We start from the raw sequence: 23,946 nt of genomic DNA, 5'->3' as shown, positions 1-23,946 counted from the left end.
TTATGGCACTCAATACTCTCAAAGACATCTATATCGACCAGATGCAGGACATCTACAGCGCCTGCAAGCAATCCAAGAGCGCGACGCTGAAGCTCGTCGAACAAGCGACGGATGAGGATCTGCGCCACGCCCTGAAGGCCGGCGTCGTCGGCATCGACAAGGGAATGGAAACGCTGGAAGGCATCATCAAAGCCCATGGCGCAGACCCTGAAGGCGAATTCTGCAAGGGTATGGAAGGTCTCGTGAAAGAGGTGGAGGCCCACGTCATCGACGCCACCTTTGGAGATGATGCTGCAAAGGATGCGATGATCATCACGCAGTATCAGCGCATGGCCCACTACGCGATCGCCGGCTACGGCTGCTGCAAGGCCTTTGCGAAACGCCTGAGTCTCGATGAGGACGCGCACAAGCTCGATAAGTGCCTTGAGGCGTCTTACGAAGGCGACGAGACGATGACTGAAATCGCGACAGGCACCCGCGGCATCAACGCTGAAGCCGCCTAAACGTCATTCGAATGCCAATCTGCAGCCCCCGCCTTCGATCAGGTGGGGGCTGTTCATTTCCGCACTCCGCGGTTGTTCACCCTCGGTAAGAACTCAGGTCTTCAGGCGCATAGAGAAGCGTACGCTGATATTTCGGCAGATCATCGAATAGCGTCAGGGACGGTAACCGCTCTGGCCAATTGACATGGAATTGCGGCGCAAAGGTCTCTGGCGCATCCCTTGATCCGGCATAAAGGTGCATCCCTCCGGCATAGTGATCCGCCTCGAATCCTATCGGCGATCCACACTCCCCGCAGAAGTGGCGCCGAACCCCAGGCGAGCTGTTGAAGATGCGCGGGGTGGTCCCGGTCCACTGAAAGCTGCGCAGCGGCACGCCAAGCCATCCCACGACGGGCGCCGCGCAATTCCGGCGGCAATCGTCGCAGTGGCAATAGCACTGCCAGGTTGGTTCGCCCTCAAAGCGCCAGGTTGTTTTTCCGCAAAGGCAGCGCCCGGTCGTCATGCTCGTTCTCGCCCCCATGTTATAGTCTCAATTTGCAGACCTACCTGCGCGGGGGGGGCGTCGAGGCGGGACGTTCGACGAACCGAAAACGACGAGTTGTAGTTATCGAGGCCCCGCCTGCATGACCATCGGCAGGATGCGGCCCCATTGCGTATCCCGTGCGGGACCTTCGACCGCGAAGCCAGCCTTGCGATAGCTGGCAATGGCACGCGCATTGTCAGGATGTGGATCGACAGCAATCACCGGTGCGCCCTCCGACACGAGCGATGCAATCCGCGCTGCGATGAAGGCCGTACCGTGCCCGCGCCCCAACATGTCTGGCGGGCCGATAAATTGGTCAATGCCACGCGACCCGGCGGGCAAATGCGCACAGGGGTGATCGGGCCATCCATGCACCGTGTAGTCCTGCATGTAGGCGAACGGCCGCCCCTCGCACGAGACAATCCATCGGGCCACGCGCGCATCGGCAAGGGCCGTGTCGTCATGGGGCTCGGACGTCCCCCACCATTCGACCACATGCTGTTCTTTGCGCCATTCCGCGAGCATGTCGTAGTCTGCGCGCGTCACCCTTCGGAAATCGTACACTTTGGTCATGCTGTCATCCTAGCAGATCGCCCCCTCGTTATCCCCCGCGCTGCGTGCTACATGCCAAACATGAAAGACTTTCCCAGCAAAGAGCAGATCCTCGACTTTATCCGCGAGAACCCGAAGGCCTCCGGCAAGCGAGAGATTGGACGCGCCTTCGGCATCAAGGGAGCCGCGCGGATCGAGTTGAAACGCGTGCTCAAGGAAATGGCGGCAGAAGGCCTGATCGAAAAGGGCCGCAAGCAGTTCCGGAAGGCGGGTGAGCTGCCGCCGGTGACCGTGCTCAAGGTCATGGAGCCAGATGAGAGCGGCGACCTTTGGGCCGAACCGCTCAGCTGGGAGGGGGAGGACGCAATCCCACGCGTCTCCATCCGGCAGGCAAAGGGGGAGAAGGCGCTCGGCCAAGGCGACCGCATCCTGACAAAGATCGAACGATCTGCGCAGGGTTATTACGGGAAGGTCATTCGGCAGATCGGGTCCGGGCCCGCGAAGATCCTGGGCCTTTTCCGCCAGTCGGAGTTTGGCGGACGGGTCATTCCAGTGGACAAAAAGTCTGACAAGGAATGGCGGATCGAACCGCATGACGTGAATGGCGCGCGCGACGGCGAGTTGGTGGAGGCGGAGCAGACAGGCCCAAAGGCCCGGATGGGTCTTCCCAAAGCGAAGATCGTGGCGCGACTGGGCGATCCCGCAGCACCCCGCTCCGTCTCGCTCATTGCGATCCACGAACATGGCATCCCGGACCAGTTCCCCGACGAGGTGGTAAAGCAGGCCATCAAGGCCAAGCCAGTCAGCCTCGGCGACCGGGAGGATCTGCGTCACCTGCCGCTCATCACAATCGACCCGTCCGATGCGCGCGACCATGACGACGCTGTCGCCGCTGAGGTCGATACCAACCCCGCCAATCCCGGCGGTCATATCGTCTGGGTCGCCATCGCAGATGTCGCTCATTACGTTACCCCCGGCTCACCGCTCGACCGTGAGGCGCGCAAGCGGGGGAACTCCAGCTACTTCCCCGACCGGGTCGTGCCGATGTTGCCCGAGGAGCTTTCGGGCGACCTCTGCTCACTGCATGAGGGCGTGGACCGACCTTGCATAGCGCTGCGCATCCAGATCGCGGAGGACGGCACCAAGATCGGCCACCGCTTTACCCGCGCGCTTATGCGCTCACCCGCGGCGCTTTCCTATGAAGAGGCGCAAGCGGCCATCGACGGGGACGTGACGGAGCGGACCGAACCGTTGCTCGACTGGGTGCTGCGCCCGCTCTGGAACGCCTATGAGGCAGCCCAGCAAGAGCGCGCGCGCAGGCAACCTCTCGACCTCGATCTGCCCGAACGAAAAATCGTGCTGGATGACACCGGGGAAGTGACCTCCGTCGCCTTCCGCGACCGGCTCGACGCGCACAAGCTGATCGAGGAGTTCATGATCCTCGCCAATGTCTGCGCGGCTGAGACGCTGGAAGCGAAGCGCCGCCCGCTGCTCTACCGCGTGCATGAAGAGCCGAACGCAGACAAGATGGAGGCCCTGCGCGATGTGGTGGAGGGGGTCGGCCTGACACTCGCCAAGGGACAGGTCCTCAAAACCCGCCACCTCAATGCGCTGCTGCACGACAGTGCGGGACAGGAATTCGCGGAAAGCGTGAACATCGCTGTCCTGCGATCAATGACGCAGGCCTACTACGCGCCAGAGAATTTTGGGCATTTCGGACTGGGTTTGGTTCGCTATGCGCATTTCACCTCCCCGATCCGCCGCTATGCTGACCTCATCGTGCACCGCGCGCTGATCTCTGCCCATCGCTGGGGCAATGACGGGTTGAGCCCCGACGAGATAGACGAGCTGGAGGCGACCGCCGATCACATCTCCAAGACCGAGCGCCGGTCGATGCTGGCTGAACGGGATACGACTGACCGCTACCTCGCTATCTATCTCGCCGACCGGGTGGGGGCGGAGTTTGAAGGTAAGGTGTCAGGTGTGGCGCGCTTCGGTCTTTTCGTGAAGCTCGACGAGACGGGTGCTGACGGTCTGATCCCGATCAGCCGTCTGGGTCGCGAATACTGGCACCACGACCCTGAGACCAACACGCTGACCGCCGAACGTTCCCGTCGGGTGATCGCGCTGGGTCAGCATGTGACCGTGCGCTTGTCCGAGGCGGTTCCGGTCACCGGCGGGCTTCTGTTCGAGCTGCTGAGCATCGAGGACAAGGCGATGCCCCGGGCCCCGACTGGCCCGCGTAAAGGCGGGCCAAAACGCAAACTGACAAAATCGCGCAAGGCGGCGCGAAAAGTCAGTCGCAACCGACGCCGTGGTTGACAGCAGGCCAAGGCTCATGACGCTCGCGGAACTCAGGCGCGGGAGCCAAACCAGCATGAGCTGCGCAAATTGCCGCCAAATGCAACGTGACGGTCGAACAGGTCAGCTTGACCGCACCGTTTCGCGATCTATCGCCCGATCCTCTTGGCCGTCTCGCTCCCTGACGAGAGTTGAGATCGGAAATGCAACAGTCGCTCGGTCGCGGTATGCGGGATCAGATTGCTCGACGTGAGGCGCTGCGCTTCTGCGCGACACGAAACCCAACGCTTACTCCACGGCTTTAATCAGCTTACGTTCCAGCACACGCAGTACCGTCTTCAGATCATGGCCTCGCTTGAGGATATGGCCGTCCATGCCAATGACAGAGTACATCCCCTGTGCGCGGCTGAGCTTCGGGCGCTTTTCTATGCGATAGATCGGATGTTCAGCGGTGTGGCGAAAGATTGAGAAGACCGCGACATCCTTGAGCCCTGAAATTCCATAGTCCCGCCACTCTCCGGCCGCGACCATCCTGCCATAGAGTGACATGATCACATTCAGCTCGGTGCGGTGAAAATGAATCGGATCAACTGCGCGTGCGCCCGGAAAGGCTGAAGGGGGGATTTGTTTCATCGTCTCAGGCTACCGTTTATGGCCAGCTTGGCAAGCGCGGTCACTATTTGGGCGGAGCCGCCACAATTCATCACAAAAGCACCCATTTCGGCCCGCGGAATCGCCGCATTCAGTGGCGATATTGAAACTGTGCTACACGGAACGGCTCATTTCATGCCCCCAAACTGAATTCGGGCTTAACCGTGTAGCACACGTTTCCACCCAGTTTGATCCTTGCAAATCGTCACTGCGCGCTATCCTGTGCAAGGCGTTAACAATCATGGACGGGGGGCCACCATGCGCGATTTCCACCTTCCGGGGCGCTCCCCGGTTTTTGCGACAAATGGTATGGTTGCGACGTCGCATCCGCTTGCAGCCACCGTCGCCCTCGACACGCTCAAGCGTGGTGGAAATGCCGTGGACGCCGCCATCGCAGGGGCCATCCTGCTCGGCCTGTGTGAGCCGCAGATGACCGGGCTGGGCGGCGATATGTTCGCTCTGATCGCGGAAGACGAGAAGATCACAGGCCTGAACGCGTCCGGCCGCGCGCCCGCTGGCATAGACGCCCAGGGCCTGCGCATGCAGGGACACGACGCCGTTCCGGCTTATTCGGTGCACGCTGTCACGGTGCCCGGCGCGGTAGATGGCTTCTGCACACTGGCCGAGCAGCGTGGCAAGCTTGGCATCGCTGATATAATCGCCCCACTGATCCCCTATTTCCAGAACGGTGTGCCGGTCGCACCACGTGTTGCAGACGATTGGGCGAAAGCCACCCATCTGAGCGGTGACGCCCGCGACCACTACCTGATCCGCGGCGCGGCACCAGCACCCGGAACAATCTTCGCCGCACCCGGTCAGGCGCGCGTGCTTGATGCCATCGCGCGTGAGGGCCATGCAGGGTTTTATTCCGGCGAAGTTGCCGACGATATGGTCGCGTCGTTGAACGCTTTGGGCGGCAGCCATACCGCACAGGACTTTGAAGACACGGCCTGCAATTGGGTCGAACCGATCAGTGGAACCTACCGGGGCGCAGAGCTTGTCGAACTCCCGCCGAATGGATCAGGCGCAACGGCCCTGCTGATCGCAAAGATCCTCGAACAATTTGATATTGCCGCCCTCGATCCGTTCGGTGCCGAGCGTGCCCATCTAGAGGCTGAGGCTGCAAAACTGGCCTATGATGCCCGCAACCGGTTCATCGCCGACGCCAGTCACACAACGCGCCTGGACCATATGCTTTCCGAAGAGACGGCAAAGGCGCTGGCGGCCCTGATCGACATGGATCGAGCCGCCGCCGCACCGCCACCACTGGCAGAGCAAGTACACAAGGACACGGTTTACATCACTGTGACGGATCGCGACGGCATGGCCGTCAGTCTGATCTATTCGATCTTCCACTCGTTCGGCTCGGGTCTTGCATCCTCGAAATTCGGGATCGGCTTCCAGAACCGTGGTGCGGGCTTCACCCTAGAAGCCGGACATCCGAATGAAGCGGGCCCGGGCAAACGTCCGATGCATACGATCATCCCGGCCATGTTGCGGCGTGAGGGACGGGTCGAGATGCCGTTTGGCGTAATGGGTGGCGCCTATCAGCCCAACGGTCATGCTCGCGTCATCAGCAACATGCTCGACTACGGCATGGATCCGCAAACCGCGCTTGACGCGCCACGCAGTTTCGGCGCGCTCGGCCCGATGGATCTGGAGAATGGCTACGCTACAGAGGTCTGGGATACTTTGCGGAATAAGGGCCACAGCGTGCAGTCCCCTGAAACCGCCATTGGTGGCGCCCAGGCAATTCGTCTGCACCCCTCGGGCGTGATGGAAGGCGCAAGCGATCCCCGCAAAGACGGATGCGCTCTAGGCTATTGAAGAGGGCTAGTGAGTGGCGCCCGCAAGGCGGTAGCGGCCATCTTCCAGCAGATCGAACATCTCTCCGATATCTGGATGGTCGATCGGCTCTCCGCTTTCATCGGCCAACAGGTTCTGCTCGCTGACATAGGCGACGTAATAGCTCGTCTCATTCTCAGCAAAGAGATGATAGAACGGCTGGTCTTTCGCCGGGCGATGATCCTCTGGGATGGCCTGCCACCACTCCTCTGTGTTGGCGAATGTCGGATCAATATCGAACACGACGCCGCGGAACGGATGAATCCGGTGTCGCACAACCGAACCGAGAGAGAATTTTGCAGTACGTTCCATGGCTCCGCCTCCTGCCCCTTCGCTTCGCATAGTTGAGGGCTGAGGCCAAGGGTACAGCCCTCGCAAAAAAGAGAGTGCCGCAAAGGCACGTAATGCTGTAATATAGGCGATATGACGGACGGACCGGATACAAGGTCTGCCGTATTGAGCGAACCCGAGACAGTCATAGATACAGGAAAATGCCCCCATGCTTCGCCATCTGGCCCGCCTGACAAGTGCAGGGCTGCTCACCCTTTTGGTGGCCTGCACTGCACCTGCCCCCCAAGTTGCGACCGTTGGTCGCGACGACGCGCCCAGCAATCTTTTGAACATCTGCGCAATCTTTGCGGAACGTCCACATTGGCGTGACGCGATATACGCCTCATCCAACCGCTGGGGCATGCCGGTCGATGTGATGATGGGCATCATCTGGCGTGAAAGCCGCTTTCAGCAACACGCCTCCCCGGGCACCAGCAGTGCCTATGGCTATGCCCAGGCGATCAATGGGACCTGGGACTGGTACAGAGAGGCGACAGGGCAGCCGAACGCACGACGAGACCGCTTCAGCGACGCCGCAGATTTCGTCGGTTGGTACATGACACAAACTGTCCGCGCTAACGGCCTGTCCCCGACGGACAGCTTTGCCCAATATCTCGCCTACCATGAAGGCCACACTGGCTTTTCGCGTGGCACATATTGGGAAAAGGACTTTCTGCTTCGCGCAGCATCAGAGGTTCAGTCGATCAGTCAGGTGTACAGGACACAGATGAACCTCTGCTCTGCCTAGCGCGCCCTTGAAAATTGGCTGAAAAGCGCTTTCGTCAGGGGGACGGAAGCGAGGTAGCAGATGGATCGATTGGCACAGATGGAGGCGTTTATTTGCGTCGTGGACCAAGGTGGGTTCACCGATGCTTCGCGCAAACTGTCCATCTCAAAGTCAGCGGTGTCCAAGCACGTGTCGGCACTGGAAGCCCGCCTTGGGGCGCGGCTTCTGAACCGAACGACCCGGCGCGTCAGCCCGACGGAAATTGGGCTGGCCTATTACGACAAGGCCACGCGTGTCTTGTCTGAGGCGCAGGACGCTGACGCAATGGTCAGCTCCATGCAATCTGCCCCGCGGGGCGAATTGCGGCTTTCCGTGCCGATGGGGTTCGGCCTCAGTCACATATCGGGCCTTGTGGCGGACTTCTTGCTAGAGCACCCGGACGTAAGCGCTCAGATGATGCTTGACGATCGCTTTGTCGAACTCGTCTCTGAAGGATTTGACCTGGCGATCCGGATCGGTGAATTGCCAGACAGTTCCCTGCGGGCGCGCAAGTTGGGCGAAGGGATTGGCCTTCTTGTTGCAAGCCCCGCCTATCTCGAGAAGCACGGCATGCCGCAGACAATCGATGATCTGAGCGACCATGAATTGCTGCATTACTCCAACCTTGCAAGCGGCGCCTTCTGGAAACTTCAGACACCCAATGGGCAAGAGCGGCAGATCCGCGCGGGCGGCAAGCTAACAGCAAATAACGGTGAGGCGCTGCTCCGCGCGGTCGAAGCTGGCTTAGGCATCAGCCAGGTTCCAAGCTTTATCCTGCGCGACTCAATCGAGAAGGGGCGAACCGTCCAGGTTCTGCCCGATCTGCCGACCCGCCCTCTTTCCATCTATGCCGTCTATCCCCCAGGCCGCTTTCCCCAGCCGAAGGTTCGCGCGTTCATCGAGTTCATGGCCGCCCATTTCAAAAAACAGGGCCCGGTCATCTGGTAATGCTATTCCACGCCGCGCGTGGACCGGATCCGCAAGGCAAATTCCACGATCAGCGCCAGCGTGATTGCGACGACCGTAAATTGCAGCGGGTACTCGATATTCGTGCGCATCGGCGTGTAATTCACGAATGTTTCGCCCCGTGCCTGATCAATCGTGTGAAACAGCGGGTTCCATGAGAAGAATGGCAGCGTTGCGAGCGGCAGGGAATTTGCGACGAACATCTTGCCACTCGTGATCATCTGCAAGCGACGGTACACATTGTAGAGGCCGGGGATAATACCGGGTGCAAATGGTGTGAACGCCATAAAGAGCAGTCCAACGGCGAGGCCACTGGCCCAGGCAAGCGCCAGGGGCGCGAGCAGCCCCGGCGGATTGTAGATATCCAGCTCCCCACGATACAGAAAGATCACCAAAAGGATCAGAATGATTGAAATCGCAAGGATATAGGCCTCGTTGATCGCGGTGGACATGATGTTCACCAGTGTCGACGTCTTGGCGTAGAACATCATCCCCGCCTGATTGTGCCCCATGCCCTTGATCTGTTTTACCGCCTGAATGTGGGCGAGATAGAGGAAGATGCCGGTCAGAAGGTACAGCATGAAATCCCCGCGAATTACGGGAAGCCTGCCCACAATTTCATAGATCACATAGAAAGCGCCAAGCAGGAACACCGGCCGCATGAACTTGAAAATGAACCCAGTGATCTTGCCGCCCGTAGCGCCCCGAAACTCACGAATGATGCTGATATAGAGCGTATCCATGAAGGCCTGGGTGGTTTCCCAGGTTGAGGTGGTCCGGACATATCTTTGCAATCTTGGCATCGCTGACTTTGCTCACACTGCATTCACACCTTGTATCGCCAACCTATCCTGTCTCATACACGGTGGAAAGCTGACGTTCCGTATGGAGATAGACACCCATGGATTACGAATTCCTTGCGGAGAGGTTTCGCGCGCTGGCACTGGAAGCGGGCGACGCAATCATGGAAATCTACGGAACAGATGATTTTGGTGTGCGCGCCAAAGAGGATGAAAGCCCGGTCACCGCAGCGGATGAAGCAGCGGATGCGCTGATTTCGGCAGGTCTGCGCGCCGCATTTCCGGATTTGACGCTCGTGACCGAGGAACAGGCCGAGACCCACTCCCAGTCAGGAAAGACTTTCCTCATCGTCGACCCGCTCGATGGCACCAAGGAGTTTGTGAAGCGGCGTGGAGAGTTCACGGTAAACATAGCACTCGTCGAAGATGGCGTTCCCACCCGTGGCGTCGTTTACGCTCCCGCACGCGGCAGGCTCTTCTACACGGATGCGAATGGAAAATCGGTGGAAGAAAAGGCTCCCTTCCAATCGGCGACCGGTGCGACGCATCCGATTGAGGCCGCAACCGCTGACGGCCCCCTCCGCGTGGTTGCATCGAAATCCCACCGTGATCAGGCGACTGATGACTACATCGCGAAATATGACGTTGCCGATCTGGTGAGCGCCGGGTCATCCCTCAAGTTCTGCCTGGTCGCAGCAGGGGAGGCCGACCTCTACCCCCGTCTCGGGCGGACTATGGAGTGGGACACCGCTGCCGGGGATGCTGTCTTGCGCGGCGCAGGTGGACAGGTTGTCCGTTTCGACGACCATACACCGTTTCAGTATGGCAAGCCGGGATTTGAGAACAGCTTCTTCATCGCCATGGGCAGAGGGGTGGAGCTGAAGCAATGACCGATGTTCTGATTGTCATTCCCGCACGCTATGCATCGACACGGTATCCTGGGAAACCGCTTGTCGAACTCACGGGCGCTGGTGGGGAAAGCAAATCTCTGATCCGCCGAAGCTGGGATGCAGCAATGTCAGTCGACATCGAAGCGGATGTAGTCGTTGCAACCGATGATGATCGGATCAAAGACCATGCGGAGCGTTTTGGCGCAAAGGTCGTGATGACTGCCGAGAGCTGCCGAAACGGGACGGAGCGATGCGCCGACGTGCTCGGACGTATTGATCACCAGCCCGGTATCGTGGTGAATCTTCAAGGGGATGCGCCTCTCACACCGGCCTGGTTCATTTCCGATCTGGTCGCCGGTCTTGAGGCAAATCCAGATGCCGCGGTCGCAACACCTGTGCTGAGAACGGATGCAGACGCTCTGCGCGGTTTCAAGGAAGATCGCAAGAATGACCGCGTCGGCGGCACGACCGCCGTTTTCGACCAGACAGGTCGCGCGCTTTACTTCTCAAAAGAAGTGTTGCCCTACACCGGACGCGATTTCGCGGAAGGTGAGGAAAACCCCGTCTTTCATCATGTGGGCGTATACGCCTACCGGCCAGACGCACTAAGCCGCTATGCCCAGCTTCCCGAAGGCCGTCTGGAAAAATGGGAGGGTCTCGAACAGCTACGCTTCATGGAGCATGGACTCCATGTTCAATGCGTTGAGGTTGAAGCACGGGGGCGTGCGTTCTGGGAGCTGAACAACCCTGTCGACGTTGCCCGTATTGAGGCAATTCTGTCAGCACAGGGGCTGGACTGACCTGCCCATGACGTCGTGTGTCTCGGTCATAATTCTGCACACCGGACAACGCGATCATCATCTGGCCCGCGCACTCACGGCCATATTTGCCCAACGGCGACCGGCGGATGAGGTCATCGTCGTTTCTGACAAGGCGATCCCCCTCGACCTGCGGGTGACCTGGGCGCACATTAAGGGAAACAACGTCGCATCCGCCAGAAACGTGGGGTTGAGCATCGCAACCGGCGACTTGATCGCATTTTGTGACGACGACGCGGCACCCGAACCGGGCTGGCTTGGCCATCTGCTCCCAGCCTTTGACACCCCCCGCGTCGGAGCGGCGGGCGGGCCCGTGCGCGGCTCCGATGGAATCCAGATTCAGTGGGGAGAGACCCGGTTCGATGCCGACGGCGCTGATCGGCTGGATGGGGCCCACGTAAAGCTGAACGGCACCAACATGATGCTCCGTCGCGCGGCCGTGAAGGAACTCGGCGGCTTTGACCCGGAGTTTCGTTACTATCTCGACGAGACTGACCTGTTGCTGCGCATGGAGGCTGCGGGATGGAAGAGCGCTTGGGTGGACGCTGCGGAAGTGCACCATTCTGCGGCCCCGAACGCCATTCGCGGCGCAACGGCAAACGCGTCGGGCTTTAAACATATGGGCCAGTCCCTTGCCAGGTTCTGCGACAAACACCTGCCTGCCCCATTGCATGAAACGGCGAAAGCCCAATTCCTCGCCGAACAACGCCGCAGATTGCTACGCAGGTTTCAAATCGGTCGGCTAGACGCCACGCAGCTATCGGAAAGGTTGGACGCATTGCGTCTTGGCCTGAACGGGGCGCTCAGCGCAACGGAAGCATGTCGCCTCAAATTCATGAACGAGCCGTCCCGGTCCGATTTGCCCAAAAGTGCACGGGCGCGAGTTGTCATCGCATCGCGGCTAAGGACACGGCACCAAGCACACGAACTTGCCCGACGCCTCGTCGGTAGCGAATGCGAGGTTACCCTGCTCGCATGGCGATATTTGAACAGCCGACGTCAGGTCCGTCTCACTCATGAAGGATATTGGCTTCACTCAGGTGGCCTATACGCACGCAGAACACGGGATCGACGATGGTCCGGTGCTGTGCGGCGGGAATTGGCGCGGATCAAGCAACAACGCGCACCGAATGTAACGTTGCACGCCAATCGCGATCGCAGTTGGCTCCTCTGCGTTGACGGGAATCGGAAACATATCCCTGCAACCGACGATTTAGAGACTCTTCAAGAAACAGTACTAGGTGCTCTTTAGCACTTGGTTGCACCGCACACCGCCGCCTAAGCTGCTGTGTGCGTCACCCAGTGATGATGAGCTACGCCAGCCGGTTCCGGCGCTATGGGAGAAATTGAACCCGATGAAACGTAAAGTCACCAAAGCCATCTTTCCTGTCGCCGGACTTGGAACACGGTTTCTGCCTGCAACCAAGTCCATCCCGAAGGAAATCATGACATTGGTCGACAGGCCACTGATCCAGTACGCGATTGACGAGGCCCGCGATGCCGGCATTCGCGAATTCATCTTTGTGACAGCGCGCGGCAAGCAAAGCCTTGAGGATTATTTCGACGCGGCACCGGAACTGGAAAAGGTTCTTCGCAAGAAAGAGAAGGCTGATCTCCTGGCAGAGCTGCGCAAGACCGAGATGGACAGCGGCGCAATCGCCTATGTCCGCCAGAAAGAGGCGATGGGCCTTGGGCACGCCGTCTGGTGCGCGCGCCGCCTGATCGGGAATGAACCTTTCGCGGTTCTGCTCCCCGATGACGTCATCCAAGGCTCACCGGGCTGCCTGACACAGATGGTCGAGGCGCATGAAGAAACGGGCGGCAACATCGTCGCAGCGATGGAAGTCCCCACAGACAAGGTCAGCAGCTACGGCATACTGGGTGTTGATGAGGACACCGGCGAAGATTGCATCCGTGTCAGCGGCATGGTTGAGAAACCACCGGTGGATGAGGCGCCGTCAAACCTAGCCGTCATCGGCCGGTATATCCTGACCCCCAACGTCATGCGTCAACTGAACCGGAAGGAACGGGGTGCCGGTGATGAAATTCAGTTGACCGACGCAATCGCAAGGCAAATCCCCAGCGAAGAGGGTGTCTACGGCCTGCGGTTTGCAGGTGAACGTTTTGATTGCGGGTCAAAGGCAGGCTACCTGCAAGCGACCGTTGCTTTCGGCCTTGCGCGATCCGAGCTGCGTGATGAGCTCGCATCTTTCCTTGGCTCCCTCGATCTTTCGGAGCGCTTGGCAGACCCGGCGAAGTGATGACCGTGCGGGTCTGTGTCGACCTGACCCGCACCGCCAACCGAAAGATTGCGGGTCAACCCACCGGGATCGACCGGGTTGAGGCCGACACCGCCCGTTTGTTGCTTTCGAACACTGAAAGCTGCGCTGTCTTTCGAAGTGCGAGCAGCTTTCAACTGGTGGACGGACCGCACGCCCTTGAGCCAGATCGTGATCGCACCAAGTCTTTTCGCCCCCTTCGGCACCTGGCCGATGGCATCGCACAGCGTGCTGCAACATATCTCAGCGTTGGGCACAACCTTCCACCGGCGGAGCTGTTGGTCCTGCTGAAAAAGCGAGGCGTGCGCATTGTCGTGATGGTGCACGACATCATCCCCGTACTTCATCCAAGCTACGCCACATCAGCGTCTCGACGGAAGGCGGAACGCCAATGGCCGGCCGTCGCCGCCCACGCGGACTGCATCATTCACCTCACAGATGTTGGTCGGCGAAAGTGGATGAATACACTTGGCGAACCGCCTGAGGGCCAAGAACACGTCGTGATCCGCCCACCCGTGCACCGACCCTTAGCCCCGAACCGGCCTGTCACCGAGCGCCATGGTTTCTTAGCCGTTGGCACGATTGAGCCGCGAAAGAATACTGGCTTCCTCCTCGACATCTGGGAACGCATGCCCGCAGCAGAACGCCCTGCGCTTACGATCGTGGGGCGCGCAGGGTGGGAGTCCCAAGACCTGCTCAATCGGTTGCATCATGCGGCACAAAGCGGCGTTGTAACTTGGCATCAAGATCTTGATGACCCCGCACTCGCAGCTCTTTATCACCAGTCCGAAGGGTTGGTCTTTCCCTCACTGGCTGAGGGGTTTGGCCTGCCCATTGCAGAGGCAATATTGGCCGATCTTCCCGTGATCGCGACGGACCTTGAGGAACTGCGTGAGGTGCATAGAGAGGCCGTCACCCTTCTGCCAGCGACTTCGCCTGAACAATGGATCGAGGCTATCCATAAGAATATCTCGCAATTTTCGTCCATTAGCCGTAATTTCTCAGAAATTGAGCGGTGGGGGCCGAACGCTTATGGGGAAGCGTTGCAGGATGTTTTGGGCTGAAAAGCCGGTAGCGGGGGCAGCATGAAGGCGTTGAGGATTGCCAGGCAACTTGCGTTGCGGGCCAAGCGCCGTGGGCTGCAAGTGCGGGCAATCCGCAAGGGGCGCGAATTGAAATGCGCCGTAGACCGCACCGCCCAAATTCGGCCTGATGCGATCCTTCTGTTCTGCACTCTGCGCAATGAACTGATCCGCCTGCCCTATTTTTTCACCTACTATCGAAATCTCGGGATCGATCACTTTTTCTTCGTCGACAACGGGTCGGATGACGGAACGGCGGAGTATCTGGCAGGCCAGCCAGATGTGTCTGTCTGGCACACTGATGCAAGCTACAAAGCAGCGCGATTCGGTTCAGACTGGATCAACTACCTGCAGGCTCGACATGGACATGATCACTGGACACTCGTTGTGGATGCTGACGAGTTCTTCGTCTTTCCGCATTCTGACGTTCGACCAATTCGCGCGCTGACGGATTGGCTGGATTCATCGTCAATTAAGTCCTTTAGCGCAATGCTGCTGGATATGTATTCGAAAGAGCCCATAACCGACGTTGCGTACAAAGCCGGGCAAAACCCCTTCGATATCTTGCAATGGTTCGATCCCGGAAACTATCTGATCCGAAGAGATCGGCGTCATGGGAATCTCTGGATTCAGGGTGGGCCACGTCTTCGAGCACTATTTGCGCATGATCCGTCGCGTGCTCCAGCGCTCAACAAGATCCCGCTAGTGAGGTGGAAACGCAGTTACGTATACATTAGCTCAACCCACAGCCTACTTCCCAGGGGGCTGAATCGCGTATTCGATGAATGGGGTGGCGAAAAGGTCTCAGGCTGCCTTCTTCATGCCAAGTTTTTGGATTTACTCGATTCCAAGACGCGTGAAGAATTGGTACGCAAACAACACTACGCCGGGGGGCGTGAATATCGTGCCTATCGTGCGCGTATCGAAGCGGGGGAGTCATTTTGGACGCCCACGTCAGAACAGTACGAGGGATGGCGGCAGCTAGAGCGCTTGGGCTTGATGTCGTCAGGCGGATGGATATGAGGGACGCAGGCATTTGACAGTCGGTATCTGCATATTGGCACATGACCACCTGTACCGGGTGGAGCAATTGGCGCGCCATCTCGCGACCAATGGCTGCCGTGTTGCAGTTCACATCGACAAGCGCTGTTCGGATGCTGAATTCTCAAAGCTACACCATGCGCTGTCCGACCTGCCCGAAATACTGTTTCAAAAACGGACACGGTGTGAATGGGGAACCTTCGCGCTTCACGATGCCGCTCTCGAGACTGCGCGCACCCTGATCGATACCTACGAAGATGTGTCTCACGTCACTCTGGTAAGTGGTTCATGTATTCCCGTGCGCCCAATCGCAGAGTTGGAAGCGCACCTCAAACAGAACCCGAACACTGATTTCGTTGAGAGCAACATTGTCGGGATCAAGGATTGGGTTCAGGAAGGTTTGGCAGAAGAACGCTTTACGCTCTACTTCCCCTTCGGCTGGCGCTCGCAACGATGGCTCTTTGACAAATTCGTGGACCTGCAGCGTAAGTTGCACGTCCAGCGTCGCGCTCCCGAATACCTTACCCTGGCAATGGGATCTCAGTGGTGGACGCTTTGCCGAGGTACGCTTCGCGCCATTCTCGATGATCCACGCAAAGAGGAAACGGATCGGTTCTTCAAGAAATGCTGGATCGTGGATGAATCCTACATCCAGTCATTGGTGCGTACCCATTCCGTTAACCTCATCAACAAGTCACTGTGCCTGACTGAATTTGATCCGCAGGGTAAACCATTCACGTTCTATGATGACCATGCGCATCTTCTGGAGGAGACGGAAAGCTTCTTCGCGCGCAAGGTCTGGCACGGGGCAGATGGTCTCTATAACCGCTATATCAATGGCGTCACGCCCTTGGCGGTTGCACGGCGTCCACGCACCGAAAGCCTGAAGCAGATTATCGCACGGGGCCGCGATCTGCGTTGCGTTGGGCGTCCGGGCCTCGTGATGCAAAGCCGCTTCCCGGTTCAGGCGCATGAGCGTCAGCACTCCACAGCGCGGCGCTATATGGTCCTTGATGGATATGACGCCTTGTTCGATGGCATGCCACAATGGCTTGAAGACGAGGGCATCGAAGGCGCGCATGGCCGCATTTTCGCAAAGGATCGGGTCGAGTTTTCGGGCAATGGCGACACTGGCCCTGGCGGCATCGTTGCGAATCCGCGCATCCGCAACTGGAATACTGAACAGTTCCTGACCCATCTGATCTGGAACCGGCGTGAGTCTCAGCAGGCCTTCCTGTTCCACGTCTCCGATACAACACGAATGGCATCCTTCATCCTGAAGGACCCGAATGCGGATATCTTCCTGATCCGTGGTGCCTATTCCCTGATGTTGGAGCCGCAGATCGGCGAGACGGCGAACGATTTCCGTCGGCGCGCAAAGAAAATGCGCCGCCTTGAGGAAAAGCACTTGGCAGAGATCAAAGCCCCCACCACCCGGGCCAATGTACAGATCTTCGACCTACAGGAAGTGGTGCGCAATCCTGCCCTGCCCCTTGCCGCGGTTGCCAACGCGATCGAGAATCGCGCGGCGGCACTGAACGAAGAAAGTCTGCCACAACTGCGCAGCGCATATGGTTTGAGTGAACTGACCGCCCGCATGCGCAACGCTGCCGCTGCGGACCGCAAAGGTCAGATCGCTGCTGCGCTTGGCAAGCTGGCCTCGGATGGGGCGTAATGCCCGCCAGACCTTTCCGTTATTTCGTTATTCTGGGGTCCATGCGTACGGGATCGAACCTGTTGCAACGGACACTGGATCAGTTCGCCGACATCACCTGCTATGGCGAACTGTTCAATCCCAACTTCATTGACGGCCCCAACCAGCCGGATCGCCTTGGTGTCAGCAGATCACAGCGCGATACTGATCCTGACAGCCTGATAGAGGCGATGGAGCGGGCCAATCACGGTGTTGCCGTACCGGGTTACCGCTATTTTGACGGGCACGACCCCCGCGCGCTGAACCTCGCTTTGCATGATCGATCCATCGGCAAAGTGATCCTGAAGCGCAACCCGCTGGACAGTTTTGTCTCCCTGAAAATCGCGCAGACGACTGGCCAGTGGATGCTGGGCAAAGCACGTGGACGAAAATCCGCACAGATCCAGTTCGACATCGACGAGTACAACAGCTACCTCGCTCGATCAGAGGCGTTTTATGCGTTGATCGAGACCGCATTGCAGACGACCGGTCAGGCCGCCTTTCGGCTGAAATATCCTGATGTACAAGAACTTGACGTGATCAATGGGCTGGGGCGCTGGCTGGGAAGCGAAAAGTCCCTCCAGCGCATCGAACCGACCATCGAACGTCAAAACCCCGGCTCTCTTGAAGATAAGGTTATCAACTTTGAAGAGATGCAGCAGGCGCTCGCAAAGGCTGGTGGCCTGCATCGCACGGGTGAGGGCACATCGGGGGATCGTGCGGGCGGACTGCGCTTCATGCACACCTGCCGTCGTTCACCCGTCCTGTTTGCAGAGGTGCCCGGCACTGACGCCATGCCAATCAAGCGTTGGCTGCACAGTATTGATGGCGGCGATCCGCTGCGGGGCGATTTCGAGCAGATCCTCTTAGACGCGTCTCCTCTGGGGCGCCCTGCCAATCGCAAGGCGCTCAATGACTGGCTTCAAACCCATCCGGGTGCACTGACCTTCAGCTATGTAAGCCACCCGGTCGAGCGTGCCTATTCCACCTTCATGAACCACATCTGGGAGCCGGGTGATTCCAGTTTCCCACGCATCCGCGCCTTTTTGGAGGAACAGTACGGATTGATGCTCCCTGAAGCGGAAATGCGCGCGACCGGAAGCCGCGAAGTTCTGCAACGGGCCGGTCACGATGCAGAGGAACACGCCAAGGCCTTCTCAGCGTTCCTGGACTTCCTGCGGGCCAACCTGGCTGGGCAGACACCGATCCGTGTCGATCGACACTGGGATCTCCAAAGCCATTTCATTGAAGGCTTCAACACCGCTTTGCCGCTATCAATGGTCGTGCGTCAGGGTGAGATGCTGCCGGCCGCCGCCTATATCCGGAAGCTGTTGAACACGGATCGGATGAAAAACAAGGTGCTCCGCCTGCCAGCCAGCAACCATATCTTCAACCTGTCGGAGATTTGGTCAAAGCAGATCGAAATGCAGGTGCGGGGGATTTATACCCGCGACTATCTGATGTTTGCTTTTTCAGATTGGAAGCCCGCTCAGGCCGCCTGAGACGTCGCAGGCTCTGTCAGGATCATGTGCAATGCGCCTGCATCATCGGTAGAGCGCAACTTACGGCATACGTCGGCATTGCGCAGTGTGCGGCTGACACGGGCCAGCGCACGAAGGTGCTCGGCTCCGGCATCTTCCGGCGCCAACAGCATGAACACCAAGTCGACAGGACGACCGTCAACGGATGAGAAATCCACCGGCTTTTCCAACCGCGCGAAAAACCCGATGACATGCGGCAGGTGGGGCAGCCGTGCATGGGGAACGGCAATGCCATCCCCCATACCTGTTGGACCCAGCGCTTCACGTTCCTGCAACGCGTAAAGGCACTGACCGGCGTCAATATCGGTACACAGGTCAGCCGCCATCTCAGCAAGCTCCTGCAAAAGCCGCTTTTTGCTACCGACCTTAAGGCCAGCGCGCACAGCATCGCTCTGTAGGATGTTGGAAAGCTCCATGAAGCACGGTCCGCTTACTGTTCTAATGTCTACGCTACGCGCCCTTCAGGACGTCTTCCTGGGATCGATCCAGCCGATATTCCCATCGTCGCGGGTGTAAACCACATTAACGCCGCCATGGGAAGAGTTTCGGAACACCAGAAACGGAACGTCGCCAAGCTCCATATGCATGACGGCCTCACCGACAGAAAGTGTCAGCACAGGCGTCTTCATCTCTGCGACAATAACCGGCTCAAAGCCCTCAGGCTCATCTTCTTCCGCATGATCGGGATTTGCGATGACATATGAAGGCGCGCCGATGGACTCAATCGGGTCCTCGCGGTCCTTGTGATGGTCTTTCAGGCGGCGTTTATAGCGGCGCAGCTGCTTTTCCATCTTGTCCGCGGCCGAATCGAATGCGGCATAGATCTCCGTCGCACGTGCGCTTGCCTGCGTTTTCAGGCCAGAGGAAAGGTGTACCGACGCGTCGCACTTATATTCATGCGCATCACGCGAGAACGTGACATGGGCCTCAACTGGGCGACCGGAATATTTCGAAACCGAATCCTCCAACCTGTCCGCCACATGACCGCGCATCGCATCCCCAACGTCGATATGCTTTCCACTGATCTGTATCTGCATTTAAGCGTCCTTTCTTGTTGGCAGGTCCGACAAGATGTTGAACCCGCTGACCAATTAGATGGTCCTACAAGGTATCCGCTTCAATATTTCGGAGGGATTGAGGGCGTTCTCAGCCATCACATTCCCCTGAGACATCAGGGCCGGGAAGCGGCCTTAATACGTCGTCTCTGAACCGATGACGGGATACCCATAGCCTCACGATATTTCGCAACGGTCCGTCGCGCAACATCGACGCCACTCTCCCGCAGCATTTGAACCAGTTTGTCATCAGAGAGAGTGCGATGCGCAGGCTCGCTTTCGATCATGGTTCTCAGCCGCGCCTGCACGGCCCCTGCGGCAAAGCTGCTCGCCCCATCGGTTCCGCCAACCCCTTGCGAAAAGAACCAGCGCAACTCCCTCATGCCCTGCGGACTTTCCAGAAATTTGTTCGCTGCTATCCGGCTGACCGTGGACTCATGCATCCCGATATCCTCAGCCAACTCTGCCATGGTAAGTGGCCGCAACGCCTCAACGCCGTGCTCAAAATAGGCCGATTGCCGCCGGATCAGTGCCTCCCCAACTTTCAGGATCGTCTCTGCCCGCTGTTCAAGCGCCTTCGTCAGCCAGCCAGCGCTTGCACGGCAGCGTGACACGAAACGCGCGGCCTCCTGCCCCATCGCCGTCAGCTCACTCGCATAGGTATCGTTCATCAGGATGCGGGGCAGCGTGTCCGAGTTCAACTCAACGCGCCATCCCGCCCCCGCCCTGCGGATGAACACATCCGGCGCGGCAAGCGGCGGCTCATCTGTTGTAAAGGCACGCCCTGGACGCGGATCCAGCCCCCGCAGGTCGCGCAGCACCTCGGCAAGACGCCCCTCACTGATACCGTGCTCTTCCAGAAACCCTGCGCGCTCTGGCCCGGCGATCCGTTTCAGTCCATCGCAGACAGCCTCATGATCGGCACTCAGCAGACCCTTTTCGACTAGCTGAAGTTTCAGACACTCCCTAAGGGAGCGGGCGCCGATACCAGTGGGCTCGCAAGCCTGCACCAAGGCCAGAGCCGCATGCACCTGCCCGGCCACAACGCCATAACGGTCCGCCACTTCGAACGGAGGTGTCGTCATCCGGCCATCTGCATCCAACTCGTCGACCAGCACGCGGGCCAGTGCCAGAATACGCGGCTTTGCCTTCATCACGCCGATCTGGGCCAGCAAATGCATGCGCAAGGACGGCTTTTGTTCGACAAGAGCCGCCTTGTCGAAATCTTCCCCGCCGCTGCGCAGACCACCGGGCAATGCGCGGGGACGTTCGAGCGTCAGCAGGGGGTTCTTTTCGACCTCCTCCGCCAGCTTCGCGGTCAGATCGACATTCGACATCTGAAGAAGCGCAATCGCCTGACGAAGCTGCGGGGTCAACCGCAACTGCTGGGTCTGTGTCAGATCAAGGCGTTGTGTCAGAGCCATGGGTTAGCCTACCGCGCCACCCCGGCCCCAGCAATCAGACTAACGGCGGAAGCTCTCACCCAGATAGACGCGGCGCACATTCTCGTCGGCGACCACTTCATCCGGCCCACCCGACATCAGGACCGTGCCGTCATACAGGATATAGGCCCGGTCAATGATCTCCAGCGTTTCACGCACATTGTGATCCGTGATCAGCACGCCGATGCCGCGATCCTTGAGCTGTCCGACGAGGCTGCGAATCTCTCCGACAGCGATTGGATCAACGCCCGCAAAGGGCTCATCCAGCAAAACATAGGACGGCCGCGCGGCAAGACAGCGCGCAATCTCAACCCGCCGACGCTCCCCACCTGAAAGCGCCAGCGCAGGCGCGCGGCGCAGATGAGTAATGGAAAACTCCGCCAACAGCTCATCAAGCTGCTGCTCGCGCTTGCGACGCACCGGTTCCACCAGTTCCAGAACGGCGCGAATATTGTCTTCGACATTCAGGCCGCGGAAAATCGACGCTTCCTGCGGCAGATAGCCGAGGCCCAGCCGCGCACGACGATACATGGGCAGCAAGGTCGCATCCGTCCCATCAATCGTGATCGAACCAGAATCAGGCGTGACCAAGCCGGTGACGGAGTAAAAGCACGTGGTCTTACCCGCGCCATTGGGTCCGAGCAGACCGATGACCTCACCCCGATGCAACGTCAGCGAGACGTCCCGCAGAACCGGACGTTTGGAATAGGACTTGCCGACATTCTGAACGAACAGCCCCTGATCGCCATCCGTCACCGTCAACTCAGGCGCTGCACTCACTGGGAAGTCGGCACGAAGATGGTACGGACGCGGCCAATGAATTCGCCACTGCCGGTGTTCAGGTCGATGCGCATTTCGTCAGAGGACAACGCATTGTTGCCTTGGGTCAGCATCGCGTCGCCGCTCATATTCAGCGTCCCTTCAGCCACCATATAATCGGCAAACTGGCCTTCGGCAGTCTCGAGCAAACTCTTGAGGAAGACATCGCCCGTAGCAACCAAACGGACAACATCGCCCGTTGCCTCATCATATGTGACGGTCATTTCGTCAGCGGTCAGGGTCAACTCACCCTGCACGGCCTCAACAGACCCACGGAATACGGCCGTGTTCGCAGCCTGGCTGACGCCCAGCGTGTCCGAGAAGACCTCAAGCGGTTGCGTGGGATCATGCTGAAACGTCGAGAAAGGCTGGGCCTGTTGTGCCCCCACAGGGGAGGCCAACGCCACAAGGGCCGAAATCAGGATCGCGCGGGACATCATTTCTCTAATTCTCCGAATGCGGGGGCGTGCCCTCGACAAATAGCCGAACATTGCCTTCAAACCAAATCGTATCGTCGAGGGGAAGGTTTCCCTCCCGTCGGGCTGTGTCCGCACGCAGCGTGCCACCCGCAAATTCGACATCGACCGGCGTCAGGATCGACAGCGCACCGGTATCCAGTCCGATGCGCAAGTCATCCGAACGCAATTGGACCGAACCTTCTTCTACATCAACTTTCACAACCTCGGTGAGATAGAGCGAGTTTGTCGCCCCATCATAATTCCCTTCCTGAGACACAACCGTGATCCGACCTTGTTCAGCGGTATCCAACCGGGCCCGCGGCATGGTCAGCAACATTCCATCAGTCAATTGCTGAACTGATTCCGCAACGAGGCGATACGGCTCACCCTCATCGGTCCGACCGCTCATATCTGCATTCAGCACGCTTTGCGTGACGCGCCCACCTTCTGACAATTCGCTCAACGGCGGCAAATCGAGGTCAATTTGGTCGTCATCAATCAGAAAGATAGTGCTCATCAGTCCGAGGGCCGCCAGTGGCAGCACAATCTTGAACCAGCGTACAAAAGCTGAATATCGGCTCGAGCCTCGCATCCTCGCTTACACGATCCCCGCCCGCAAAAGGTCATGGATGTGTAGGATCCCCGTGGGTGCGCCGGTCTCCGGCTCCGTCACGAACAGCGTCGTGATCCGTCCCGACATGATGTTGAGCGCCTCCTGCGCCAAGGCGCCCGCATCAATGGTGCGAGGGTCCGCCGTCATCACGTCACCTGCCGTGCGAGACAGCAGATTGTCCATGTTGCGCCGCAAGTCACCGTCAGTGATGACACCGATCAACCGACCGGCGGGGCTGACGACACCCGCCGTACCGAACCCCTTTTGCGTAATGACCAACAGCGCTTCGCTCATCTGGGTTTCCGGTGCAATCAGCGGCATGTCCTCGCCGGTATGCATCAGATCATTCACCCGCATCAGCTGCGCGCCAAGCTTGCCGCCGGGATGAAAGACCCGGAAATCGCCCGCGCCAAACTCCCGCTCCTTCATCAGCGCAACGGCAAGCGCATCACCCAGCGCAAGCGTCATGGTGGTTGAGGTCGTCGGCGCCAAGCCGTTCGGACACGCCTCTGGTGCCTGTGTCAGCTTGATCGCAACATCCGCCTCGGTCAGAAGCGTGGATCCCGCGCGTCCTGCGACCCCGATCAAGGGAATCGAAAACCGCTTCGCATGGGCGATGATATCCGCCAGTTCCGGGGTCTCACCCGAATTGCTCAACACGATCAGGCTGTCCGCCGGGGTGACCATGCCCAGATCACCGTGGCTCGCCTCTCCTGGATGGACGAACTGCGCCGGTGCCCCGGTTGATGCGAACGTCGCCGCCATCTTTCGTGCCACATGGCCGGATTTGCCCATGCCCGAAATCACAATGCGCCCCTTGGTCGCCTTCAGCACACCAACAGCCTCGGCAAAACTTTCGTCGAGCGCTTCGGCAAAGGCCAGCAGCGCATTGCCCTCCGTCCGCAATACGTCACGGCCTGCCGTCAGACGGGTTTCGATTTCGCTCATCGCGTCCCTTTCAGTCTCCGAAACGGCGTC

25 protein-coding genes are annotated in these 23,946 nt (G+C 59.0%); 13 read left to right on the top strand and 12 right to left on the bottom strand.

Annotated features, from left to right (window positions below):
• The first annotated feature begins 2 nt into the window (after positions 1 to 2).
• Positions 3 to 503, top strand: a complete 501-nt coding sequence (locus tag POI8812_RS03465; RefSeq protein WP_108781114.1) for a DUF892 family protein — start codon at positions 3 to 5, stop codon at positions 501 to 503.
• A 76-nt stretch (positions 504 to 579) separates the two neighbouring features.
• Here the strand turns inward: POI8812_RS03465 and POI8812_RS03460 are convergent, their stop codons facing one another.
• On the bottom strand, positions 580 to 1,005 hold the full coding sequence (locus POI8812_RS03460; protein WP_245895236.1) for a GFA family protein: 426 nt from the start codon (positions 1,003 to 1,005) through the stop codon (positions 580 to 582).
• Between the two features lie 102 nt (positions 1,006 to 1,107).
• Positions 1,108 to 1,599, bottom strand: coding sequence for a GNAT family N-acetyltransferase (locus tag POI8812_RS03455; protein WP_108781112.1), 492 nt, complete (start codon positions 1,597 to 1,599; stop codon positions 1,108 to 1,110).
• A 60-nt stretch (positions 1,600 to 1,659) separates the two neighbouring features.
• Between POI8812_RS03455 and rnr the strand changes: the two genes are divergently transcribed.
• The gene (gene rnr, locus POI8812_RS03450; protein ID WP_108781505.1) at positions 1,660 to 3,900 is read left to right on the top strand and encodes a ribonuclease R; all 2,241 of its coding nucleotides are present in this window, start codon (positions 1,660 to 1,662) and stop codon (positions 3,898 to 3,900) included.
• Between the two features lie 267 nt (positions 3,901 to 4,167).
• Here the strand turns inward: rnr and POI8812_RS03445 are convergent, their stop codons facing one another.
• Positions 4,168 to 4,512: a DUF2794 domain-containing protein gene (locus tag POI8812_RS03445; protein ID WP_108781111.1), complete on the bottom strand. Its 345-nt coding sequence runs from the start codon at positions 4,510 to 4,512 to the stop codon at positions 4,168 to 4,170.
• Positions 4,513 to 4,788: 276 nt separating this feature from the next.
• Here POI8812_RS03445 and POI8812_RS03440 point away from each other — a divergent pair, with 276 nt between their 5' ends.
• Positions 4,789 to 6,357 carry a gamma-glutamyltransferase family protein gene (locus tag POI8812_RS03440; RefSeq protein ID WP_108781110.1) on the top strand — a complete coding sequence of 523 codons (1,569 nt, stop codon included), beginning with the start codon at positions 4,789 to 4,791 and terminating at the stop codon, positions 6,355 to 6,357.
• A 6-nt stretch (positions 6,358 to 6,363) separates the two neighbouring features.
• Here POI8812_RS03440 and hspQ read toward each other — a convergent pair whose 3' ends face one another.
• Positions 6,364 to 6,687, bottom strand: a complete 324-nt coding sequence (hspQ, locus tag POI8812_RS03435; RefSeq protein ID WP_108781109.1) for a heat shock protein HspQ — start codon at positions 6,685 to 6,687, stop codon at positions 6,364 to 6,366.
• A gap of 187 nt (positions 6,688 to 6,874) precedes the next feature.
• Here hspQ and POI8812_RS03430 point away from each other — a divergent pair, with 187 nt between their 5' ends.
• On the top strand, positions 6,875 to 7,453 hold the full coding sequence (locus POI8812_RS03430; RefSeq protein ID WP_219928820.1) for a transglycosylase SLT domain-containing protein: 579 nt from the start codon (positions 6,875 to 6,877) through the stop codon (positions 7,451 to 7,453).
• 60 nt (positions 7,454 to 7,513) lie between these two features.
• Positions 7,514 to 8,419 carry a LysR family transcriptional regulator gene (locus tag POI8812_RS03425; RefSeq protein ID WP_108781108.1) on the top strand — a complete coding sequence of 302 codons (906 nt, stop codon included), beginning with the start codon at positions 7,514 to 7,516 and terminating at the stop codon, positions 8,417 to 8,419.
• A 2-nt stretch (positions 8,420 to 8,421) separates the two neighbouring features.
• On the opposite strand, the gene POI8812_RS03420 is transcribed toward POI8812_RS03425, so the two are convergent.
• Complete coding sequence (locus POI8812_RS03420) at positions 8,422 to 9,180, bottom strand: ABC transporter permease (protein WP_146186113.1); 759 nt, start codon at positions 9,178 to 9,180, stop codon at positions 8,422 to 8,424.
• A 158-nt stretch (positions 9,181 to 9,338) separates the two neighbouring features.
• On the opposite strand from POI8812_RS03420, the gene cysQ reads away from it, so the two are divergent.
• The 8 genes from cysQ (at position 9,339) to POI8812_RS03380 (ending at position 18,542) form a co-directional block, all read left to right on the top strand.
• Entirely contained in the window at positions 9,339 to 10,127 is a 789-nt protein-coding gene (gene cysQ, locus POI8812_RS03415) for a 3'(2'),5'-bisphosphate nucleotidase CysQ (protein ID WP_108781106.1), read from the top strand.
• Positions 10,124 to 10,927 (top strand): 3-deoxy-manno-octulosonate cytidylyltransferase, encoded by an 804-nt coding sequence (locus POI8812_RS03410; RefSeq protein ID WP_108781105.1) that lies wholly within the window; start codon positions 10,124 to 10,126, stop codon positions 10,925 to 10,927. Before cysQ ends, POI8812_RS03410 begins: the two co-directional genes overlap by 4 nt.
• Before the next feature lie 7 nt (positions 10,928 to 10,934).
• Positions 10,935 to 12,197 (top strand): glycosyltransferase family 2 protein, encoded by a 1,263-nt coding sequence (locus tag POI8812_RS03405; RefSeq protein WP_108781104.1) that lies wholly within the window; start codon positions 10,935 to 10,937, stop codon positions 12,195 to 12,197.
• A 103-nt stretch (positions 12,198 to 12,300) separates the two neighbouring features.
• Positions 12,301 to 13,206, top strand: coding sequence for a UTP--glucose-1-phosphate uridylyltransferase GalU (gene galU, locus POI8812_RS03400; protein ID WP_108781103.1), 906 nt, complete (start codon positions 12,301 to 12,303; stop codon positions 13,204 to 13,206).
• Positions 13,206 to 14,288, top strand: a complete 1,083-nt coding sequence (locus POI8812_RS03395; protein WP_108781102.1) for a glycosyltransferase family 4 protein — start codon at positions 13,206 to 13,208, stop codon at positions 14,286 to 14,288. The genes galU and POI8812_RS03395 overlap by 1 nt, the downstream gene beginning before the upstream one ends.
• A 21-nt stretch (positions 14,289 to 14,309) precedes the next feature.
• Positions 14,310 to 15,329, top strand: coding sequence for a glycosyltransferase family 2 protein (locus tag POI8812_RS03390; protein WP_108781101.1), 1,020 nt, complete (start codon positions 14,310 to 14,312; stop codon positions 15,327 to 15,329).
• A gap of 13 nt (positions 15,330 to 15,342) precedes the next feature.
• Complete coding sequence (locus POI8812_RS03385) at positions 15,343 to 17,022, top strand: DUF5927 domain-containing protein (RefSeq protein WP_108781100.1); 1,680 nt, start codon at positions 15,343 to 15,345, stop codon at positions 17,020 to 17,022.
• A complete protein-coding gene (locus POI8812_RS03380; protein ID WP_108781099.1) occupies positions 17,022 to 18,542 on the top strand; it encodes a sulfotransferase family 2 domain-containing protein in 1,521 nt (506 codons plus the stop codon). Before POI8812_RS03385 ends, POI8812_RS03380 begins: the two co-directional genes overlap by 1 nt.
• Here the strand turns inward: POI8812_RS03380 and ptsN are convergent.
• The 7 genes from ptsN to POI8812_RS03345 all read right to left on the bottom strand — a co-directional run bounded on the left by ptsN (position 18,530) and on the right by POI8812_RS03345 (position 23,916).
• Positions 18,530 to 18,997: a PTS IIA-like nitrogen regulatory protein PtsN gene (gene ptsN, locus POI8812_RS03375; protein WP_108781098.1), complete on the bottom strand. Its 468-nt coding sequence runs from the start codon at positions 18,995 to 18,997 to the stop codon at positions 18,530 to 18,532. The genes POI8812_RS03380 and ptsN overlap by 13 nt on opposite strands.
• A gap of 45 nt (positions 18,998 to 19,042) precedes the next feature.
• Positions 19,043 to 19,618 carry a ribosome hibernation-promoting factor, HPF/YfiA family gene (hpf, locus tag POI8812_RS03370; RefSeq protein ID WP_108781097.1) on the bottom strand — a complete coding sequence of 192 codons (576 nt, stop codon included), beginning with the start codon at positions 19,616 to 19,618 and terminating at the stop codon, positions 19,043 to 19,045.
• Positions 19,619 to 19,752: 134 nt separating this feature from the next.
• Positions 19,753 to 21,060 carry an RNA polymerase factor sigma-54 gene (rpoN, locus tag POI8812_RS03365; RefSeq protein WP_108781096.1) on the bottom strand — a complete coding sequence of 436 codons (1,308 nt, stop codon included), beginning with the start codon at positions 21,058 to 21,060 and terminating at the stop codon, positions 19,753 to 19,755.
• Between the two features lie 39 nt (positions 21,061 to 21,099).
• Positions 21,100 to 21,858, bottom strand: coding sequence for an LPS export ABC transporter ATP-binding protein (gene lptB / locus POI8812_RS03360; protein WP_108781095.1), 759 nt, complete (start codon positions 21,856 to 21,858; stop codon positions 21,100 to 21,102).
• Positions 21,855 to 22,334, bottom strand: a complete 480-nt coding sequence (locus tag POI8812_RS03355; RefSeq protein ID WP_162844871.1) for an LptA/OstA family protein — start codon at positions 22,332 to 22,334, stop codon at positions 21,855 to 21,857. The genes lptB and POI8812_RS03355 overlap by 4 nt, the downstream gene beginning before the upstream one ends.
• 7 nt (positions 22,335 to 22,341) lie before the next feature.
• Complete coding sequence (lptC, locus tag POI8812_RS03350) at positions 22,342 to 22,872, bottom strand: LPS export ABC transporter periplasmic protein LptC (protein ID WP_162844870.1); 531 nt, start codon at positions 22,870 to 22,872, stop codon at positions 22,342 to 22,344.
• A gap of 81 nt (positions 22,873 to 22,953) precedes the next feature.
• A complete protein-coding gene (locus POI8812_RS03345; RefSeq protein ID WP_108781092.1) occupies positions 22,954 to 23,916 on the bottom strand; it encodes a KpsF/GutQ family sugar-phosphate isomerase in 963 nt (320 codons plus the stop codon).
• Positions 23,917 to 23,946: the final 30 nt, after the last annotated feature.

The organism is Pontivivens insulae (assembly GCF_900302495.1).
Classification (GTDB): domain Bacteria; phylum Pseudomonadota; class Alphaproteobacteria; order Rhodobacterales; family Rhodobacteraceae; genus Pontivivens; species Pontivivens insulae.
The sequence above is the reverse complement of the archived record's forward strand: the minus strand, read 5'-3'. Positions and strand labels throughout refer to the sequence as shown.